This is a genomic window from Sphingomonas sp. (assembly GCF_036731925.1).
Classification (GTDB): domain Bacteria; phylum Pseudomonadota; class Alphaproteobacteria; order Sphingomonadales; family Sphingomonadaceae; genus Sphingomonas.
Genome location: NZ_DAINDJ010000001.1, coordinates 1,518,918 through 1,533,775 on the forward strand (window position 1 = coordinate 1,518,918; position 14,858 = coordinate 1,533,775).

At 66.4% G+C, this 14,858-nt stretch carries 16 protein-coding genes and 1 tRNA gene; 4 read left to right on the forward strand and 13 right to left on the reverse strand.

Translation table 11 applies throughout. The features are described 5' to 3' along the window. The first annotated feature begins 15 nt into the window (after nt 1-15). Nucleotides 16-426 carry a DUF1636 domain-containing protein gene (locus V7E00_RS07495; RefSeq protein WP_333572011.1) on the forward strand — a complete coding sequence of 137 codons (411 nt, stop codon included), beginning with the start codon at nt 16-18 and terminating at the stop codon, nt 424-426. 124 nt (nt 427-550) lie between these two features. Here the strand turns inward: V7E00_RS07495 and V7E00_RS07500 are convergent, their stop codons facing one another. Both V7E00_RS07500 and V7E00_RS07505 read right to left on the reverse strand, forming a co-directional pair. Next, nucleotides 551-1,900 carry a sensor histidine kinase gene (locus V7E00_RS07500; RefSeq protein ID WP_333572012.1) on the reverse strand — a complete coding sequence of 450 codons (1,350 nt, stop codon included), beginning with the start codon at nt 1,898-1,900 and terminating at the stop codon, nt 551-553. After that, on the reverse strand, nt 1,897-2,574 hold the full coding sequence (locus V7E00_RS07505) for a response regulator transcription factor (RefSeq protein ID WP_333572013.1): 678 nt from the start codon (nt 2,572-2,574) through the stop codon (nt 1,897-1,899). Before V7E00_RS07505 ends, V7E00_RS07500 begins: the two co-directional genes overlap by 4 nt. 130 nt (nt 2,575-2,704) lie before the next feature. Here V7E00_RS07505 and V7E00_RS07510 point away from each other — a divergent pair, with 130 nt between their 5' ends. After that, complete coding sequence (locus V7E00_RS07510; protein WP_333572014.1) at nt 2,705-3,445, forward strand: hypothetical protein; 741 nt, start codon at nt 2,705-2,707, stop codon at nt 3,443-3,445. A gap of 41 nt (nt 3,446-3,486) precedes the next feature. Next, the gene (locus V7E00_RS07515; protein ID WP_333572015.1) at nt 3,487-4,473 is read left to right on the forward strand and encodes a lysylphosphatidylglycerol synthase domain-containing protein; all 987 of its coding nucleotides are present in this window, start codon (nt 3,487-3,489) and stop codon (nt 4,471-4,473) included. Nucleotides 4,474-4,937: 464 nt separating this feature from the next. Here the strand turns inward: V7E00_RS07515 and V7E00_RS07520 are convergent, their stop codons facing one another. From V7E00_RS07520 to V7E00_RS07560, 9 genes are all read right to left on the reverse strand, one after another. Continuing rightward, nucleotides 4,938-5,552: a retropepsin-like aspartic protease family protein gene (locus V7E00_RS07520; RefSeq protein WP_333572016.1), complete on the reverse strand. Its 615-nt coding sequence runs from the start codon at nt 5,550-5,552 to the stop codon at nt 4,938-4,940. Further along, complete coding sequence (locus V7E00_RS07525; protein WP_333572400.1) at nt 5,549-6,319, reverse strand: MBL fold metallo-hydrolase; 771 nt, start codon at nt 6,317-6,319, stop codon at nt 5,549-5,551. Before V7E00_RS07525 ends, V7E00_RS07520 begins: the two co-directional genes overlap by 4 nt. Nucleotides 6,320-6,344: 25 nt before the next feature. Then, nucleotides 6,345-7,124 carry a TatD family hydrolase gene (locus tag V7E00_RS07530; RefSeq protein WP_333572017.1) on the reverse strand — a complete coding sequence of 260 codons (780 nt, stop codon included), beginning with the start codon at nt 7,122-7,124 and terminating at the stop codon, nt 6,345-6,347. Next, nucleotides 7,121-8,626 carry a methionine--tRNA ligase gene (gene metG, locus V7E00_RS07535; protein ID WP_333572018.1) on the reverse strand — a complete coding sequence of 502 codons (1,506 nt, stop codon included), beginning with the start codon at nt 8,624-8,626 and terminating at the stop codon, nt 7,121-7,123. The genes V7E00_RS07530 and metG overlap by 4 nt, the downstream gene beginning before the upstream one ends. A gap of 220 nt (nt 8,627-8,846) precedes the next feature. Beyond that, nucleotides 8,847-9,830: an AAA family ATPase gene (locus V7E00_RS07540; RefSeq protein WP_333572019.1), complete on the reverse strand. Its 984-nt coding sequence runs from the start codon at nt 9,828-9,830 to the stop codon at nt 8,847-8,849. Between the two features lie 5 nt (nt 9,831-9,835). Beyond that, on the reverse strand, nt 9,836-11,002 hold the full coding sequence (locus V7E00_RS07545) for a D-alanyl-D-alanine carboxypeptidase family protein (protein ID WP_333572020.1): 1,167 nt from the start codon (nt 11,000-11,002) through the stop codon (nt 9,836-9,838). 32 nt (nt 11,003-11,034) lie between these two features. Continuing rightward, on the reverse strand, nt 11,035-11,844 hold the full coding sequence (locus V7E00_RS07550; protein ID WP_333572021.1) for an SPOR domain-containing protein: 810 nt from the start codon (nt 11,842-11,844) through the stop codon (nt 11,035-11,037). Next, on the reverse strand, nt 11,828-12,865 hold the full coding sequence (locus V7E00_RS07555) for a lytic murein transglycosylase (protein ID WP_333572022.1): 1,038 nt from the start codon (nt 12,863-12,865) through the stop codon (nt 11,828-11,830). Before V7E00_RS07555 ends, V7E00_RS07550 begins: the two co-directional genes overlap by 17 nt. Nucleotides 12,866-13,022: 157 nt before the next feature. Beyond that, complete coding sequence (locus tag V7E00_RS07560; RefSeq protein WP_333572023.1) at nt 13,023-13,571, reverse strand: FxDxF family PEP-CTERM protein; 549 nt, start codon at nt 13,569-13,571, stop codon at nt 13,023-13,025. A 250-nt stretch (nt 13,572-13,821) separates the two neighbouring features. Between V7E00_RS07560 and V7E00_RS07565 the strand changes: the two genes are divergently transcribed. Continuing rightward, nucleotides 13,822-13,911, forward strand: a tRNA-Ser gene (locus V7E00_RS07565). Nucleotides 13,912-14,312: 401 nt separating this feature from the next. Here the strand turns inward: V7E00_RS07565 and rpmE are convergent. Both rpmE and V7E00_RS07575 read right to left on the reverse strand, forming a co-directional pair. After that, complete coding sequence (gene rpmE / locus V7E00_RS07570) at nt 14,313-14,543, reverse strand: 50S ribosomal protein L31 (protein WP_064313046.1); 231 nt, start codon at nt 14,541-14,543, stop codon at nt 14,313-14,315. 82 nt (nt 14,544-14,625) lie between these two features. After that, nucleotides 14,626-14,853: a hypothetical protein gene (locus tag V7E00_RS07575; RefSeq protein WP_333572024.1), complete on the reverse strand. Its 228-nt coding sequence runs from the start codon at nt 14,851-14,853 to the stop codon at nt 14,626-14,628. Between the last annotated feature and the right edge of the window lie 5 nt (nt 14,854-14,858).

Consider the following 14,858-nt stretch of genomic DNA (forward strand, 5'->3'; position numbering starts at 1 on the left):
TTTCAGGAGATACCGATGCTGACCCCCGTTGAAGACGGCCCCGCGATCGTCGTTTGCAATACCTGCCGCTTCAGCGCCGAGGCACGCGAGGATGCGCAAGGGCGCCGCGGCGGCGCTTTGCTGGCCGAGGCGTTGACGGCCGCGCGAGATGCCGAGCCGCGCTTTGCCGGTATCGCGGTCCAGGAGATGCCGTGCCTGTTCGCCTGCAGTGATCACTGCACCGTGCATCTGCGGGCACCCGGCAAGGTTGGCTATGTCCTGGGGCGCTTCACGCCCGATGCCGAGGCTGCGGACGCGATCCTGGATTATGCGGCGCATTACGCGGCGAGCGAGCATGGCCGCGTGCCGTTCGCGCAATGGCCCAAGGGCGTGAAGGGGCATTTCATCGTCCGGGTGCCGCCAGCTGGCCAGGTCGTGGAGAGCTGAGCCGCTGCAGACACGCGTTTGCCGCGTCTGCCCGATCTAGGCCCGGATTTGCGCCGACAGGCAGCCAGTCGTGGATGCAAGATTGTGCCATTCGTCGCCGGAGCCTGTTCGTCAGCTTGCGAATTCAGCCGGGATCAGCCAGCGAAAGCTGAAGTGCGAAAGCTGTCCGCCCCGGCTCGGACGAGAGCACGATGCGGCTACCGTGGATCAAGGCAATGCGTTCCACAATCGCCAGTCCCAATCCTCCGCCGCGCTGCGTTCTCCGGTCACGCCGCCAGAAGCGCTGGAACACCAGTGCCTGCTCTTCGAGCGCGATACCCGGGCCGTCGTCTTCCACCACCAATAGGCCGCTTTCGGTGACGGCGACGATGATCTCAGTGCCGCGAGGCGTATGCTGGACTGCATTTTCGACAAGTGCCCGCAAGGCGCGGCTCAAAAACTGCGGGTGCGCCTGCACCTGCACGGCTTGTACCACGCCGCCATAGGCGATCGTCTGGCCGCGCCGGAAGGCCAGCGGCGCGATGTCGGCAACCGCTTGCTGGGCAAGGCCCGTCAGGTCGACGGCTTGCATCGGCATGGCTGCGAGCGAATCCAGTTCTGCGATTTCCAGCAACTGCGCGACGATGTTGCCAAGGGAATCGAGATCCTGCTTGATGCGTTCGGCCAACTGCGGATCCGCGATTTCCTCCGCCCGAACCCGCGCGAGGGTGATCGGCGTGCGCAGCTCATGAGCCGCGTCGGCAGTGAAATCGCGCTGCGCTTGCAGGCTTTCGGTCAGCCTGTCGAGCGCATCGTTGACGCCCTGGGCGAGGGGGCGGACCTCCGTCGGCAGCTCCGCAGTCGGCAGCCTGATCTCCGGTTGCGCCGGTGCGATCGTCCGCGCGAGCGCCGAGGCTCGCCGCACCGGCCGCAGCGCTCGTCGAATGATCCAGGTGTCGATGGCAAGCAGCAGGGCCAACAAGGGAGCGATCACGATGAGCCCGTGCGTTAGGAATTGCCGTACGAGATCGTCCAAGACGTTCGCGGGATGGTCGAGATTCTGTACCACCAGGATCCACAGGGATCGCTGTTGCACCGCGACGGGAACGCTGAGCGCAGCGTAATAGGCGCGGCGAGACCGGCGGGTAAGATACACCTCGGTGGCGCGCTGGGGGACGCGCAGGTCGGGCCGCAGGACTGCCGGCATGGCGTCGATCAAGGCCACTCCTCGCGCATCGGCGACACGGAAGCCCAGGCCGGCCGCTTCCAGCCGCGTCCGCGCACCTGCCGACGCGAGCGCCAATTTCCCCTCGCGAACAACCAGATCGTCCCGGATCGCCATCGCCTCGGATCGCAGCGTCTGGCGCTCGAGCCGCTCGGCCGTTGTTTCGAGAAGCCAATAGACGCCAGCAGAGACGGCGAGGGCGGTGACCAGTACCGCCACTGCGTGCCACGCCAAGATGCGCAGAAGCAGCGATCGAGGCGCGCGGATCATGCGACCGGCCCTGCGAGCATGTAGCCGACGCCGCGCACCGTGACGATCTGCGCGCTCGCACCAGCCTCCGCCAGCTTTCGGCGCAGGCGGTGGATGTACACCTCCACCGCGTTCGAACCCAGCTCGCCCTCCAGCCCGAAGAGCTGCGCTTCGAGTTGCGCCTTGGCAACAACGCGCTCGCGGCGCTGGATCAGGATTTCCAGGATCGCCAGCTCCCGCGCGAACAGGATCGTCGGCGCGCCACCGGTGCGCACCTCGCGCGAGGCCGGGTCGAGGGTGACGTTGCCGCAGGTCACTGGCCGATCCGCAATCAGGTCGCTCCGTCGCAACAGCGCCTGGACGCGCGCGATCAATTCTTCCGGCGCGAACGGCTTGACCAGATAATCATCGCCGCCGGCCGCGAGGCCGGCGACGCGATCCTCGACGCTGCCCCGTGCGGTCAGCAGGATCACCGGCGTGATATCGCCGCGTGCCCGCGCCGCCTGGACGACGCTGCGCCCGTCGCCGTCGGGCAGCCCGATATCGAGGACGACTGCGGCATAGCTGCCCAGCTCCAGCATCAGCGTGGCGTCCTCGATGCTGACGGCGTGATCGATCGTGAAGCCGGCCGCGGCCAGGAGCGGGCGGAGCATCGCCACCAGCTCCGTGCTGTCCTCGACGATCAGAAGTCTCATGCCGTCTCCGTTCTACACCGCCGTCGCCGGCCTCATCGCACCAGCGCCGTGTAAGGTCCGTGTAAGCGGGATCAACCTAGCGCGACCGCTTCGGTCACTTCCGGCCGCCCTTCGATGGGAAAGCACAGCAATGGCGAACCTTGTAAACTGTCGGCCGAGCTGGCCGATGCGGCTCGGCGTGCTGCTGGTCAGCGTCGCGATCGCTGGCGCGCTTCCCGCAAATGCGCAAGAAGCGCCCGACATCGCCGAGCCGATGGTGTTCGACCTGGTTCGGCCGCTCGGCGCAAAGCGAGGCGAGCTGGAAGTCAACGCGCTGGCCCAGCAGAACCTGTCCGGGCCCGATCGCACGATCGAATGGGCGCCCGAGATCGAGCTGGCGGTAGCCGACGGCTTCGCGGTGGAGCTGGAGTTGCCGCTCGAAGGCCGGCACGTCACAGCTTACAAGATCGGCCTGCAAGGCACGTTCGGGCTGCTGAATCAGGGGAGGGGCATCCACGGCGTGCAGTATCTCGGCGTGTGGAACCGGGCGGAGCGGCGCTGGGAAAGCTCGTTGCTGTACATCCTCGGCAACCGCTTCAGCCGGCGGGTCAGCACGCTGACCATGGTAGGCATCGGGGACGTCAGCAGCGCCGGGCGCTCGGAACGCGCGCTGCTGGTCAACCACACGAGCTTCTACGACGCGAGCGATGCAACTACGCTGGGCGTGGAGGTCAACGCGCGGCTCGGACGCGAGCGTTCGGTGCTGGTGATGCCACAACTGCACCAATCGCTGAGCCCCCGGCTGGACGTGCAGGCCGGAGTTGGCGCGATCTGGCGAAGCGAGGAAGCGTGGCGCCCCCGCGCAGGGGTGCGGCTGGTCCGGCAGCTTTGAAGCGCGCGCGATCCTCCGGCGGCTTCCGCGGCCATCTCGCGATGCTTGCGCGCTTGTCTCTGGTCCGCCACTTGGCCGTGGCCCTCGTCATGCTGCTGGTGCTAGCGGTCGCCGCCGTCGCGCTGAAGCGAATCCTGGCAGAAATCAGCTGGGCGGATGTTCGCGTCGCTATCAACGGCATCGCGCCATGGCGGATCGCTGCCGCATTGGGCTTCACCGTTGCCAGTTATGTCACGCTCACCGGCTATGACGTGGTGTCGCTGCGCCTGTTGCGACGAAAACTGCGGTACCGCACCGCGGCGCTCGCCTCGTTTACCAGCTATATCTTCAGCCACAATCTGGGCTTCGCCGTGCTCACCGGCGGGACCGCCCGGCTCCGCATCTATGGCCGCAAGGGCCTCGTGCTGTCCGAAGTCGCGCAGATCATGCTGCTTACCGGGCTCACCTTCTGGCTGGGCGTGCTGCTATTGCTGGGCCTGGGTTTGGCGGCACTGCCAAATGCGATCACCCTGGCCGACTGGAGCCTTCCGGACCTCTATCAGCGCACGCTCGGCGCGCTGATCCTCGCAGCCTTGGCGGGTTTGCTGCTCCTGCTGCGTACGAATGCGGGAAGACCGATCCGGCTGTTTCGTTGGTCCCTTGTGCTGCCCAGCTGGCGGATGGCGCTGGTGCAATATGGGCTGGCAGCCGCCGACCTGTGCCTCGCCACCGCCGCGCTGTTCGTACTGGTGCCGGACCTGCCGCTGGCAAGCTTTCCTTTCGTCGTCGTCGGATATCTGCTGGCCTTTCTATCCGGCCTGCTCACCCATGCGCCGGGAGGGGTAGGCGTGTTCGAAGCCGTGATGCTGCTTGCAATCCCCCAAGCCGACCGCGCTGGATTGTTCGCCGCGCTGCTCGTCTTCCGGCTGATCTATTATCTGATCCCATTGGCCATAGGCGTTATCCTGTTCATTGCGCATGAGATCGACGGAGCACGGCCGCGGCGCATGCCGACACGCGATACGGGCACGCCTCGGCGACGGATTTGAGCGCCTTATTTGCGCATGTTCGTGCAATTGGGCACAGCGTTGGACTGTTCGGGGAGCAATGAAGCTGCCCCCGGATCAAGCGGAGATTGACTACCAGGCAGTGGTTCCAACCTGGAAGTTATGACCATCTCTGGCCGATGGTCTACAGGCAACGGGGGCGGGGCTGTGCAACTTGCATCGATCTTTTCCGCTAGCCCTTCGACATTGAAGCCAAACGTCGATGCGACGGATGGGCCGTCCCCGAGCAGGTCGCTCGCTGACGTGGCGCGACACGCTTAATCTTCTGGGTGCAAAGCCCCCTCCGGTCGGTCTTCGGTTTCGCTGAAGTAGGGGGCTCGAAAACGCTTTAGCGAAGGTGTCCGATTTCCACGTTGCGCTTACACCCTATCGGCTTCACTCGAGCCGATAATATGTATTATGTAAAATGCGCGCAGCCTTGGTCGTGGCTCATACCCCCGGACGCGCTACTTAGTCGCTGCCGGCGCCTTTGGTTCCAGAACGAGCACATTGCCCTCGACCCGCCAGCTGTGCAGCCGCGACAGAAAGTTCATGCCCAGGACGTCCAACTCGCCGAAATTCTGCGATACCACCACGCCAACGTCACGCATCGTGAGCGGCCCGAGCGACACCGTGCCGATCCGGCCCCGGCGCGCGGCAACACTGCCGTTGGCGGTCTCGATGATCGCCGGCAATCCGTCCGCCGCCTGGATCTCTGCTTCCTTGGCGGTCCGCTCGGAAATCGCGGTGATTGTCGCGCCGCTGTCGATCAGCATCCGGCGCTCCACGCCGTTCAGGGTTACGCGCGCCCAGAAATGTCCATCCGGGCTCATCCGGATCCGCACGGTGTCGCCTTCGACCCGCTGATCTTCGATGCCGAGCTTCGCGCTCAGTGACGACCAGGCTGCCGCCAGTTCATACCGGTGGCCGACTGCAAGCAGCACCAGCAGCACGATGGCCACCCATCCGAGCAGCGTCCGTACGAAGACTCCCAGGCCGATCCGCCGGACCGACAAGGCGCTGACCACCAGCACCAAGCCGCCGACGAGCCACACCATGTTCACGCCGTCGAACCCGTTCACGCGCGCAACTCCAGCCCGTCATAGCCCGGCTCGACACCGGCGGGCAGTTCCGCGACGAGCGTTGCATAGTCCATGGAGTGATCCATATGAACCAGCGCGGAACGGCCCGGCGTCAGGTCCTCGATCCAGCGCAGCACTTCTCCCAGATGCGGATGCGTCGGGTGCGGCGCGCGGCGCAGGGCGTCGACAATCCACAGGTCAAGCCCGGTGTAGAGCCCCCGCATTTCCGCCGTCATCTCATGAAAATCAGTGGCATAGCCAATTACCTTGCCACCACATTCAAACCGCAATCCGGCAGAGGTGATCCCGCCATGTGGCTGATCGATCACCCGGACGGCAATGTCCCCGACCTGGAAAGCGTCCGGCATGGTCTCCAGCGCTACCACCGGGGGGTAGTATTTACCCCTTCCCTCAAAGATATAGGGAAAGCGCTTGCCGAACTGTTCGAAGGTAAAAGGCCGCGCCATGCCGCGCACCGGGGTGCCGCCCCGGGCGTGCATCACCTGGCGCAAGTCGTCCATGCCATGGCAATGGTCAGCGTGATCATGCGTCCACAGGACGGCGTCGACATCGGCCACCCGCGCCGCGATCAACTGCTCGCGCATGTCCGGGCTGGTATCGACCAGGATCGACGTCGTGGCGCTGCGCACCAGCACCGAAGAGCGCGTGCGACGGTTGCGTGGTTCACCCGGATCGCAGGCGCCCCAATCGGGGCCGATGCGGGGAACGCCCGAGGAGGTACCCGATCCGAGGATCCGGATGCTCAGCACAGGTGGCGGCTCCCCTGCCCGGTCACGCCAGCGTCTTGGCGAACAGCGAGTGGAAATTGGCGCGGGTAGCCTCGGCGAGCACCGCGGGATCCTCGCCGCGCAGCTGAGCGAGGAACGTGCAGGTGTCCGCCACGAAGGCCGGCTCACCGGTCTTGCCCCGATGCGGCACGGGCGCGAGGAACGGCGCGTCGGTTTCGATCAGCAGCCGGTCCAGCGGCAGCGCGGCGGCGGTTTCCTGCAGGTCCTTGGCGTTCTTGAACGTCACGATACCGGAAATCGATATGTAGAAGCCGAGTTCCAACGCAATCTCGCCAAAGGCGCGGCTGGCGGTGAAACAGTGGATCACGCCGGGGAAGGCCCCCTTCCCCATTTCCTCGCGCAGGATCTCGGCGGTGTCCTCCTCGGCGTCGCGAGTGTGGACGATGATCGGCAGCTGGGTCTCGCGGGCGGCCGCGAGGTGCGCGCGGAAGCTCGCCTGTTGGCGGTCACGGTCGCTATGGTCGTAATAATAGTCGAGCCCGCTCTCGCCGATGCCGACCACGCGCGGGTGCTGCGCGCGTTCGACCAGCTTGGCGGTGTCGACATGCGGGTGGGTGTCCGCCTCATGCGGGTGGATGCCCACGCTCGCCCACACATCCGCCTCGCGCTCGGCGACGGCGATCACCTGGTCCCACTCATTCTCGCGCGTCGAGATATTGAGCATCGCCACCACGCCGGCCTCGCGGGCGCGGGCCAGCACCTCCGGCTGCTGTTCGCCCAGACCCTTGTAGATCAGGTGGCAATGGCTGTCGGCGAGCTTCATGCGTCCTCGGAAATTTGCAGTTCAAGTCTCGGGAAAATGGGGGTCGGCGGGGCGATCTTGAAGTCCGCGTCGCCTTCCGGGCCCAGTTGCGCGAGCAGCTTTGCCGCAGAGGTCGGCACCACGGGTTCGATGGTGATGCCCAGGCGACGGATCGCCTTGAGAAGCGTGCCGAGCACCGCGTGCATCCGCTCCGGATCGGTCTTGCGGAGCGTCCACGGGGCCTGCGCATCGATATACTGGTTGCAGGCGAACACGCCGGTCATCCAGGCCTCGACACCTTGGCTCAGCGCCAGATCCTGGAACGCGCGGGTGAAGGCGGCGCAGGCGGTATCGACCTCGGTCAGCAGCACCGCGTCCGCGTCCTCGGCGCGACCGGCCTGCACCGCACCTTCGCAATTCTTGGCGATGAAGCTCAGCGTGCGCTGCGCCAGGTTGCCGAAGCTGTTCGACAGATCGGCATTGGCGCGGGTGACGATCGCCTCGTCGCTGAACGTGCCGTCCTGGCCGAAGCTCACGTCGCGCATCAGGAAGTAGCGCAGCGCGTCGACACCGTAGGTCTCGGCCAGTTCCATCGGATCGACGACATTGCCGACCGACTTCGACATCTTTTCGCCGCGGTTGAGCAGGAAGCCGTGGCCGAAGACCTGCTTCGGCAGCGCGATGTCGGCAGACATCAGGAAGGCCGGCCAGTACACCGTGTGGAAGCGGACGATGTCCTTGCCGATCAGGTGCAGATCGGCCGGCCAGTAGCGCGCCAGCCGCTCGGCATCGTCGGGATAGCCGGCGCCGGTGAGATAGTTGGTCAGCGCGTCGACCCACACATACATGACGTGCCCGGGCGAACCCGGCACCGGCACGCCCCAGTCGAAGCTGGTGCGGCTGACCGAGAGATCGACCAGCCCGCCCTCGACGAAGCGCAGCACCTCGTTGCGGCGCGATTCCGGGCGGATGAAGTCCGGGTTGGCGGCGTAGAAATCGAGCAGCGGCTGCTGGTATTTGGAAAGGCGGAAGAACCAGGTTTCCTCCTTGGTCCATTCCACCGGCGTGCCCTGGGGGGAGAGCTTCTGGCCCCCTTCCCCTTCGACCAGCTCCTTCTCCTCGTAGAACGCCTCGTCGCGGACCGAATACCAGCCCTCGTAGCGATCGAGATACAGGTCGCCCTTTGCCGCCATCTTCTCCCAGATCGCTTGGCTGGCGCGGTAGTGATCGGCTTCCGAGGTGCGGATGAAACGATCGCACGAGATATCGAGTTTCTCCGCCATCACACGGAAATGGTTCGACATTTCGTCGGCGAGCTCGCGCGCGGTCATGTCGCGCGCGCGGGCGGTCTGCACCATCTTGAGGCCATGCTCGTCGGTGCCGGTCTGGAAGAACACGTCGCGACCCTGTTGGCGCTGGAAGCGCGCGATCGCGTCGGCGGCGATCATCTCATAGGCATGGCCGATATGCGGCTTGCCGTTGGGATAGTGGATCGCGGTGGTGATGTAGAAGGGGTCAGCCATGCCCGCCGCTTTAGGATGCGGCGCAGCAACGGGCAACCTGTACCCTCAGCACGCGGAGGGTCAATGGGGATGCTGGCGCCCCCCACACCCATCGTCATCCCCGCGAAGGCGGGAATCCATCGGCCTGAACGCTTGGGGAAAGAGCCGCACCTGCAGCGCGAATGGATCCCCGCCTCCGCGGGGATGACGGGGTTCTTTGGCTAAAAGCGGTTGCCATTCTTCAGCGCCGGGCGAGCCGGGCGAGGATGCCGCTCATTTCGAACACGGTGGCGGTAGCGTCGAGCGACAGTCCCAGTGCAGCGCCGGCCAGTTCGCGGGCAGCCGCATAGGCGTCGAGCGCGGTGCGCAGCGCCTCGCCTTCCAGCCGCTTGGCGCGTGTGGCGATGAAGCTGGGGGTGCGCTCCAGGAACGCCTCGTAGCGCGGCTGCGCGGCTTTGGCGCCGAGCTGGCGGCCGAGGCGCATGCGCACGGCATTGTCCGGATCGCCATAGTCGGCGAGGTGCGCCATGTCTGCTTCCAGCGCCGACAGGTCCAGCCCGGCGAAGCGCATCGCGCGGCCCGGCGAACCTTCGGCGGCTTCGACCAGCGCAGCGATCTCGATCTCGCTCGCCTCCGGGATCCGGCGGCGGAGCACCGTCGTCGTCTCGGCATCGCTCAGCGGCTCAAACCGGAGCAGCCGGCAGCGCGAGCGGATCGTCGGCAGCAGCCGGCCCGGCGCGTGGCTCACCAGCAGGAAGATGGTGCCCGCCGGCGGCTCCTCCAGGTTCTTGAGCAGCGCATTGGCACCGGCGCGTTCGAGATCGTCGATCGCGTCGATGATCACCACCCGGCGGGGCCCCAGCGACGGCTTGGTCGCAAACAGCGGCTGCAGGCTGCGCACCTGCGCGATGGTGATCGAGCGGGCGAGCGCCTCGTCCGGCTTGTCCGCATCCTTGGGCAGCCGGGCGAGGATCTTGAAGTCGGGGTGGCTACCTGCCGCGATCAGGCTGGCGGTGCGGGTCGTCTCCGGCACGTCCCAGCCGGGCATCAGCCGATCGGGCTCGGACGCCTCCGCCAGCATCCTCGCGGCGGCGATGCGGGCGAACGCCCCCTTCCCCACGCCCTCCGGACCGGCGATCAGCCAGGCATGGTGCAACGCACCGATCGCCATGGCGGCGGCGAGCGCGTCGCGGGCTTGGCTGTTGCCGATCAGGGCGGGAGTCAAGTCGGTCAGGCCAGGTGCAGCAGCGACATCAGCCCCGCCCAGGCGCGACCGAAGAAACCGGCCTGGCCGACATCCTCCGCGGCGACCAGCGGCAGCACCTGCTGCGGCATGCCTTCGCCTTCGATGATCAGGTCGGCGATATGGTCGCCCTTCTTGAAGCCTGCCTTGACCGGGCCCTGATAGACGATCTTGCCGGCAAGCTTCGGGCTCAGGCCGGAGGGCAGCGTGATGTTGAGGTCGCGCGGCGCGACGACGGCCACCTTGTTGGCAGTGCCGCCCTGCACGTCGACGGTGCCGACGGTGCGGTCCTTCTTCACCACGGGCTTGGTGCTCCAGGCGGCGAAGCCCCAGCGCATGAAGCGCACGGATTCGTCGGCGCGGGCGCTGTAGCTGCTGACCCCGGCGAGGACCATCACCAAGCGGCGGCCATTCTGCTCGGCCGAACCGGTGAAGCCATAGCCGGCCTCCTCGGTGTGACCGGTCTTGAGGCCGTCGGCGCCGGGTACCTTGCCGAGCAGCGGATCGCGGTTGCCCTGCTCGATCGCGGCGCCTGCGCCCAGCGTCTTGCCCCAGGTAAAGCTCGGCAGCGAATAGAAGGACTTGTAGAGATCGGGGAAGTCGCGGATCGTCGCGGCCGCAAGATGCGCCAGATCGCGCGCGGTCACATAGGTCCGCCCCTCATCGGGCCAGCCGTTCGACGTGCCGAAATGGCTGTTCGACAGGCCGATCTTCTTGGCCCGATCGTTCATCAGATTGACGAACCCCTCCTCGGTGCCGGCGATCCCCTCCGCCAGCACGACGCAGGCGTCGTTGCCGGACAGGGTGACGATGCCCTTCAGCAGGTCCGCCACCGTCGGCTGCTCGCCGACGCCGAGGAACATGGTCGAGCCCTGCGAGTGCCACTTCTTCCAGGTCTCAGGGCGCACCTCGATCTTCTGGTCGAGCTTGAGCTCGCCCTTCTTGATCAGGTCGAAGGCGACATAGACCGTCATCATCTTGGCCATCGAGGCCGGCGGCATGCGGCGGTCGGCGTCCTTGGCGAACAGCACCGCGCCCGAAGACATGTCTTCCATGTAGGCGATCGGTGCGGGCGTCGGGAAATCCGGGCCAGCGGCCTGCAGCGGCGCGGCGATGGCAAGCGCCAGGAACGAAATAGCGGCGAGCTTCTTCATGATGATCGGTCCAGAACGCGAAAATTAACCCTTTATCGGACCGAGGTGCGGCGCGCATCTCCGAAACCGGCCCGAACAGCCTCCACCCGCGCCCGCTCCGCCGCCGCCTCCGTCGCGAAGGGGCCGAGCTGGACGCGGTAGAGCCCGCCCCCTGCCTTTACGAAGCCCTTTAGCTTTTGGGCAAGCGCAGTCGCGCGCTTCGGCGAAGAAAGTGCGGCCACCTGCACCAGATAGCGGCCCTGAACGGGCTTTCCGTGCGCTGCGGCCGCCTTTGCGGGCGTTGGCGTAAAGACCGGGTGCGGAATCACGTCGACAATCGGATCCGACTGCGCAGGTGGCGGCGGGAGCGGTTCATCCTTCGGCCGGGGCGGCAGCTGCAGGCGCAGCGCCCGCACCAGGGCCGGCGGCGAATCGATGCGCAGCTGGGCCGCACCGGCGCTGCGCAGCGCCGCCTGATCCTCGCTCGATGGCCGCACTGCGCGAATGCGGACTGCGATCGGCGCGCCGGTGCCGGCGCCGAGCTGCCGTGCGGCGCCCTCGGACAAGGCGGCGAGGAAGCCCGGCGTTTCCGCGGTAGACTGGATGCGAACAAGGATCGTGCGCCCGCTGTCGAGGGCCGTCACCTCGGCATAGCTTTCGGGCGGCAGGCTTGCACTCACCGCCAGTGCGGCGGCGCCGATCGGCTGCACTGTCGCATAGCCGACGGCGTCATAGCGCCCCTCTCCCGGCTGGGACTGCGGTGCAGTCGCCTCCAGCGGTCTTTGCGTGTCCTGTGCATGCGCAGCGTCGACTGGGGCCAGCAGCACAAAGGCGAGGATGATCGTTCTAGCGTTCCACGGCATCGGCCAGCAGGCCTACCGACAAAGCGTAAAAATTCGAGCAATTGTAATCGAGGATCACTCGGTAATTGCCAGTGAGCAGATAGGCTGTCGCCCCCTGCCCATCCGGCTCGAGCAACGTCGCCAGCACATCGTCACCGGGCCAGGCGCGCGCTTGCGGCACCACGCCGAGCGACCGCCACTCCGCCATGGTCTTCCATTGGCTCTGGCGGCCATGAACGCGCGAACAGCGCGGGCTGGTGGTGCGGCTGGCGATCAGGCGACGGTCCAAGGACGCCGGCACCGAAACCGCAAAGCCCCAGGGCACCCCCGCCCGCCACCCGGCGTCGACGAAGTAATTGCCAATCGATGCCAGGGTGTCGGCGTCGCTGTTCCAGATGTCTGCCACGCCATCGCCATCGCCGTCGCGCGCGAGCCGGAGATAGACGCTCGGCAGGAACTGGGGGCCGCCGAACGCACCCGCCCAGCTGCCGACCAGCTTCTCGCGCGGCACGCCGCGGTCGATCATCTTGAGCGTCGCGATGAACTCATCGGTGAACAGCGTGCGGCGACGTCCTTCATAGGCGAGGCTTGCCAGGGCGCGCGGCAGGTCGAAGCCGCCCATCACACGGCCATAGCTGGTCTCGTGTCCCCAGATCGCCACCATTATTGATTCGGGCACGCCCGTCTCGCGCTCGATTGCGGACAGCCGCCCCCGCGCCCGCAGATAGGCGGCCCGGCCCCGGATAATGCGATCGGCGTCGACATGACGGGCCTTGTACGGTGCGAAGGCGGGGATCGGCGCGTTGGGGCTGCTCTCCGGCTGCTGGCGGTCCAGCTCGATCACGCGGGCATTGTAGGTGAGCGCGGGGATCACCGCATCGATGGTGCGGCGGCTGACCCCGGCGGCGGCGGCCTGCGCCGCAAGCGTCGGCAGATAGCGCTGGAAGCCGGCTTCGTCCTGCGCCAGCGCGGGGCGGGTCGGCAGGACAAGGGCAAGGGCAAGACCGGCAACCCCGGCGAGAGACGAGCGAAAACGCGACATGGCCGGGCTGTTGCACAGCAGCGCGCGGACAGAAAGCCCGCGCGCCGCTCCAACGCGACGAAAACCGCCCCGCGCGGCGACCAAAAGAAAAACACCGGCCGCGAGCCGCGACCGGTGTCCTTCGATCCAGCGCACCCGGGGGTGCGAGAAACCGGGTTCAGGCGAACGCGACGCGCGCGGTGTTGCGACGACGCAGCGCACCGCCGACGAACGCGAAGCCGCCGATCATCATCGCCCAGCTGGCGGGCTCCGGAACCGGGGCGAAGGTTGCCTGGGCACCGTACGAACCCGCGCCACGCGACATGCCCTTGATTACGAGGGTGTTCGCCTTGCCGGCAATCATCGGAACGTCGTTCACGAAGACCGACTCATTAAGCGCACCCTTGGTGCCGGTCAGTTCGACGCCGTTGAAGAAGACCGAAATGAGATCGAGATCCGTCGCCGGCTTCAGCTTCACTGCGCTGGTGCTGACCGAAGCGCTGCCCGTGAGGTAGCCCGGCAGCGTGAAGGAGTAGACGTGCTCGAACGTGCCCTTCGCGATGCCCGACTTGCCGAAGTTCGCCGAGTAGGTGCCATCCGTACCGAGCACGATGTTCATGTCCGATGCGTTGTAGTTGGTGGTGATCACCGGGGCGGCCTGCGCCGGAGCCGAGAAAGAAACGACGGCGGCGACGGCGCCGAGTGCCGGAAGAAGCTTGTTGATCATGAACCCTCTGTTTCGCTGGTGTCGAACGATTGCTGTAAGCCTCTTCCGAACTACGCATGCAGGCGGTGGCTTCAACACGTCGCTGGTCCCGAACGGGGACCATGTCCCGTGGCGGAACAGGGCAGAACGGTGCGTTTACGATCTTTGTCGCTTTGACCCGATCGAATCGATCGTGACGCTCGCAACGAAGCCGTCCTGCAGGGGGTGGATTGATCCCGGCGCAAACTGGGACTAGGCGCTGGCACGGCGCGGAGAGATGGCCGAGTGGTTTAAGGCAGCGGTCTTGAAAACCGCCGTGGGTGCAAGCTCACCGTGGGTTCGAATCCCACTCTCTCCGCCATCACTTAAAAGGGCCTGGTGTGATCTGCCTTCCGTCCCACGGAATGCGCTGCCACTATCGAATGCGCGCGAGGCTGATTGAGATCACCCCCGAAGCGGCTGTGATCACCACCCAGAAGCTTCCCGCGACCATCAACGCCAGTGCGTCCATACCTCCCACCCCCTGGGGAGGACGGGCAATGCAGAGGACGGACAGAATGGCCATGCACCCTCTCTCGGAGCGCTCCGCAGGATCGGCGCATTGCCACGCCAGGCGCGACAGCGCTCCGCGGGCAGCTGCAGGCCCGCCCGCACGCAATCGCCTTTGCTCTGCAGCCGCACGCAAAAAGGCTCCCGACGCACCAATGTGCGCGGGAGCCCTTCCCAAAGCGTTGAACCGGGCGCTGCCGCCCGGCGCGCGGCTTACTTCTTGCCGAGCGTGAGGCCGCCGAAGCGCTTGTTGAAGCGCGCAACCTGGCCACCCTGGTCGAGCAGCTGACCGCGACCGCCGGTCCAGGCCGGGTGCGCGAGCGGATCGATCTCGAGCTGCATGAGATCGCCTTCCTTGCCCCAGGTGGAGCGCGTCTCGTACACGGTGCCGTCGGTCATCTGCACCTTGATCATGTGATAATCGGGGTGGGTGTTCTGCTTCACATCGAATTCCTTGAGAAAAGCCGCCGGTTTCCGACCGGCAGCGGACGCGCGCGCCTAGCAAAGCATCGGCATCGGCGCAACCTTATTGCGAGACGGCGGCGTGCATTCCCCACCAGCGCCGCAGCGCGACCAGAGACCAGATCGCCTCGACCAGCCCGAACGGCCAGGCCCCTTGCAGGAAGCCATAGGCCGAACCGAGCAGGCAGGCGCCGGCAAAGCCGAGCACCCACCAGGTCGAGCGCGATTCCAGCGCATAGGTGACCAGCATCGCGGTCACCGCGAACAGGCCGAACCAGGTCAGTGCGTCCATGGTCC

What these genes read in the sequence shown, in the direction of transcription:
- V7E00_RS07515 (WP_333572015.1), top strand. Translation starts at nt 3,487, where the DNA reads ATGCTTGCGCGCTTGTCTCTGGTCCGCCACTTGGCCGTGGCCCTCGTC.
- V7E00_RS07510 (WP_333572014.1), top strand. Translation starts at nt 2,705, where the DNA reads ATGGCGAACCTTGTAAACTGTCGGCCGAGCTGGCCGATGCGGCTCGGC.
- V7E00_RS07550 (WP_333572021.1), bottom strand. Translation starts at nt 11,844, where the DNA reads ATGCCGTGGAACGCTAGAACGATCATCCTCGCCTTTGTGCTGCTGGCC.
- V7E00_RS07575 (WP_333572024.1), bottom strand. Translation starts at nt 14,853, where the DNA reads ATGGACGCACTGACCTGGTTCGGCCTGTTCGCGGTGACCGCGATGCTG.
- V7E00_RS07505 (WP_333572013.1), bottom strand. Translation starts at nt 2,574, where the DNA reads ATGAGACTTCTGATCGTCGAGGACAGCACGGAGCTGGTGGCGATGCTC.
- V7E00_RS07530 (WP_333572017.1), bottom strand. Translation starts at nt 7,124, where the DNA reads ATGAAGCTCGCCGACAGCCATTGCCACCTGATCTACAAGGGTCTGGGC.
- metG (WP_333572018.1), bottom strand. Translation starts at nt 8,626, where the DNA reads ATGGCTGACCCCTTCTACATCACCACCGCGATCCACTATCCCAACGGC.
- V7E00_RS07555 (WP_333572022.1), bottom strand. Translation starts at nt 12,865, where the DNA reads ATGTCGCGTTTTCGCTCGTCTCTCGCCGGGGTTGCCGGTCTTGCCCTT.
- V7E00_RS07500 (WP_333572012.1), bottom strand. Translation starts at nt 1,900, where the DNA reads ATGATCCGCGCGCCTCGATCGCTGCTTCTGCGCATCTTGGCGTGGCAC.
- V7E00_RS07495 (WP_333572011.1), top strand. Translation starts at nt 16, where the DNA reads ATGCTGACCCCCGTTGAAGACGGCCCCGCGATCGTCGTTTGCAATACC.
- V7E00_RS07560 (WP_333572023.1), bottom strand. Translation starts at nt 13,571, where the DNA reads ATGATCAACAAGCTTCTTCCGGCACTCGGCGCCGTCGCCGCCGTCGTT.
- V7E00_RS07545 (WP_333572020.1), bottom strand. Translation starts at nt 11,002, where the DNA reads ATGAAGAAGCTCGCCGCTATTTCGTTCCTGGCGCTTGCCATCGCCGCG.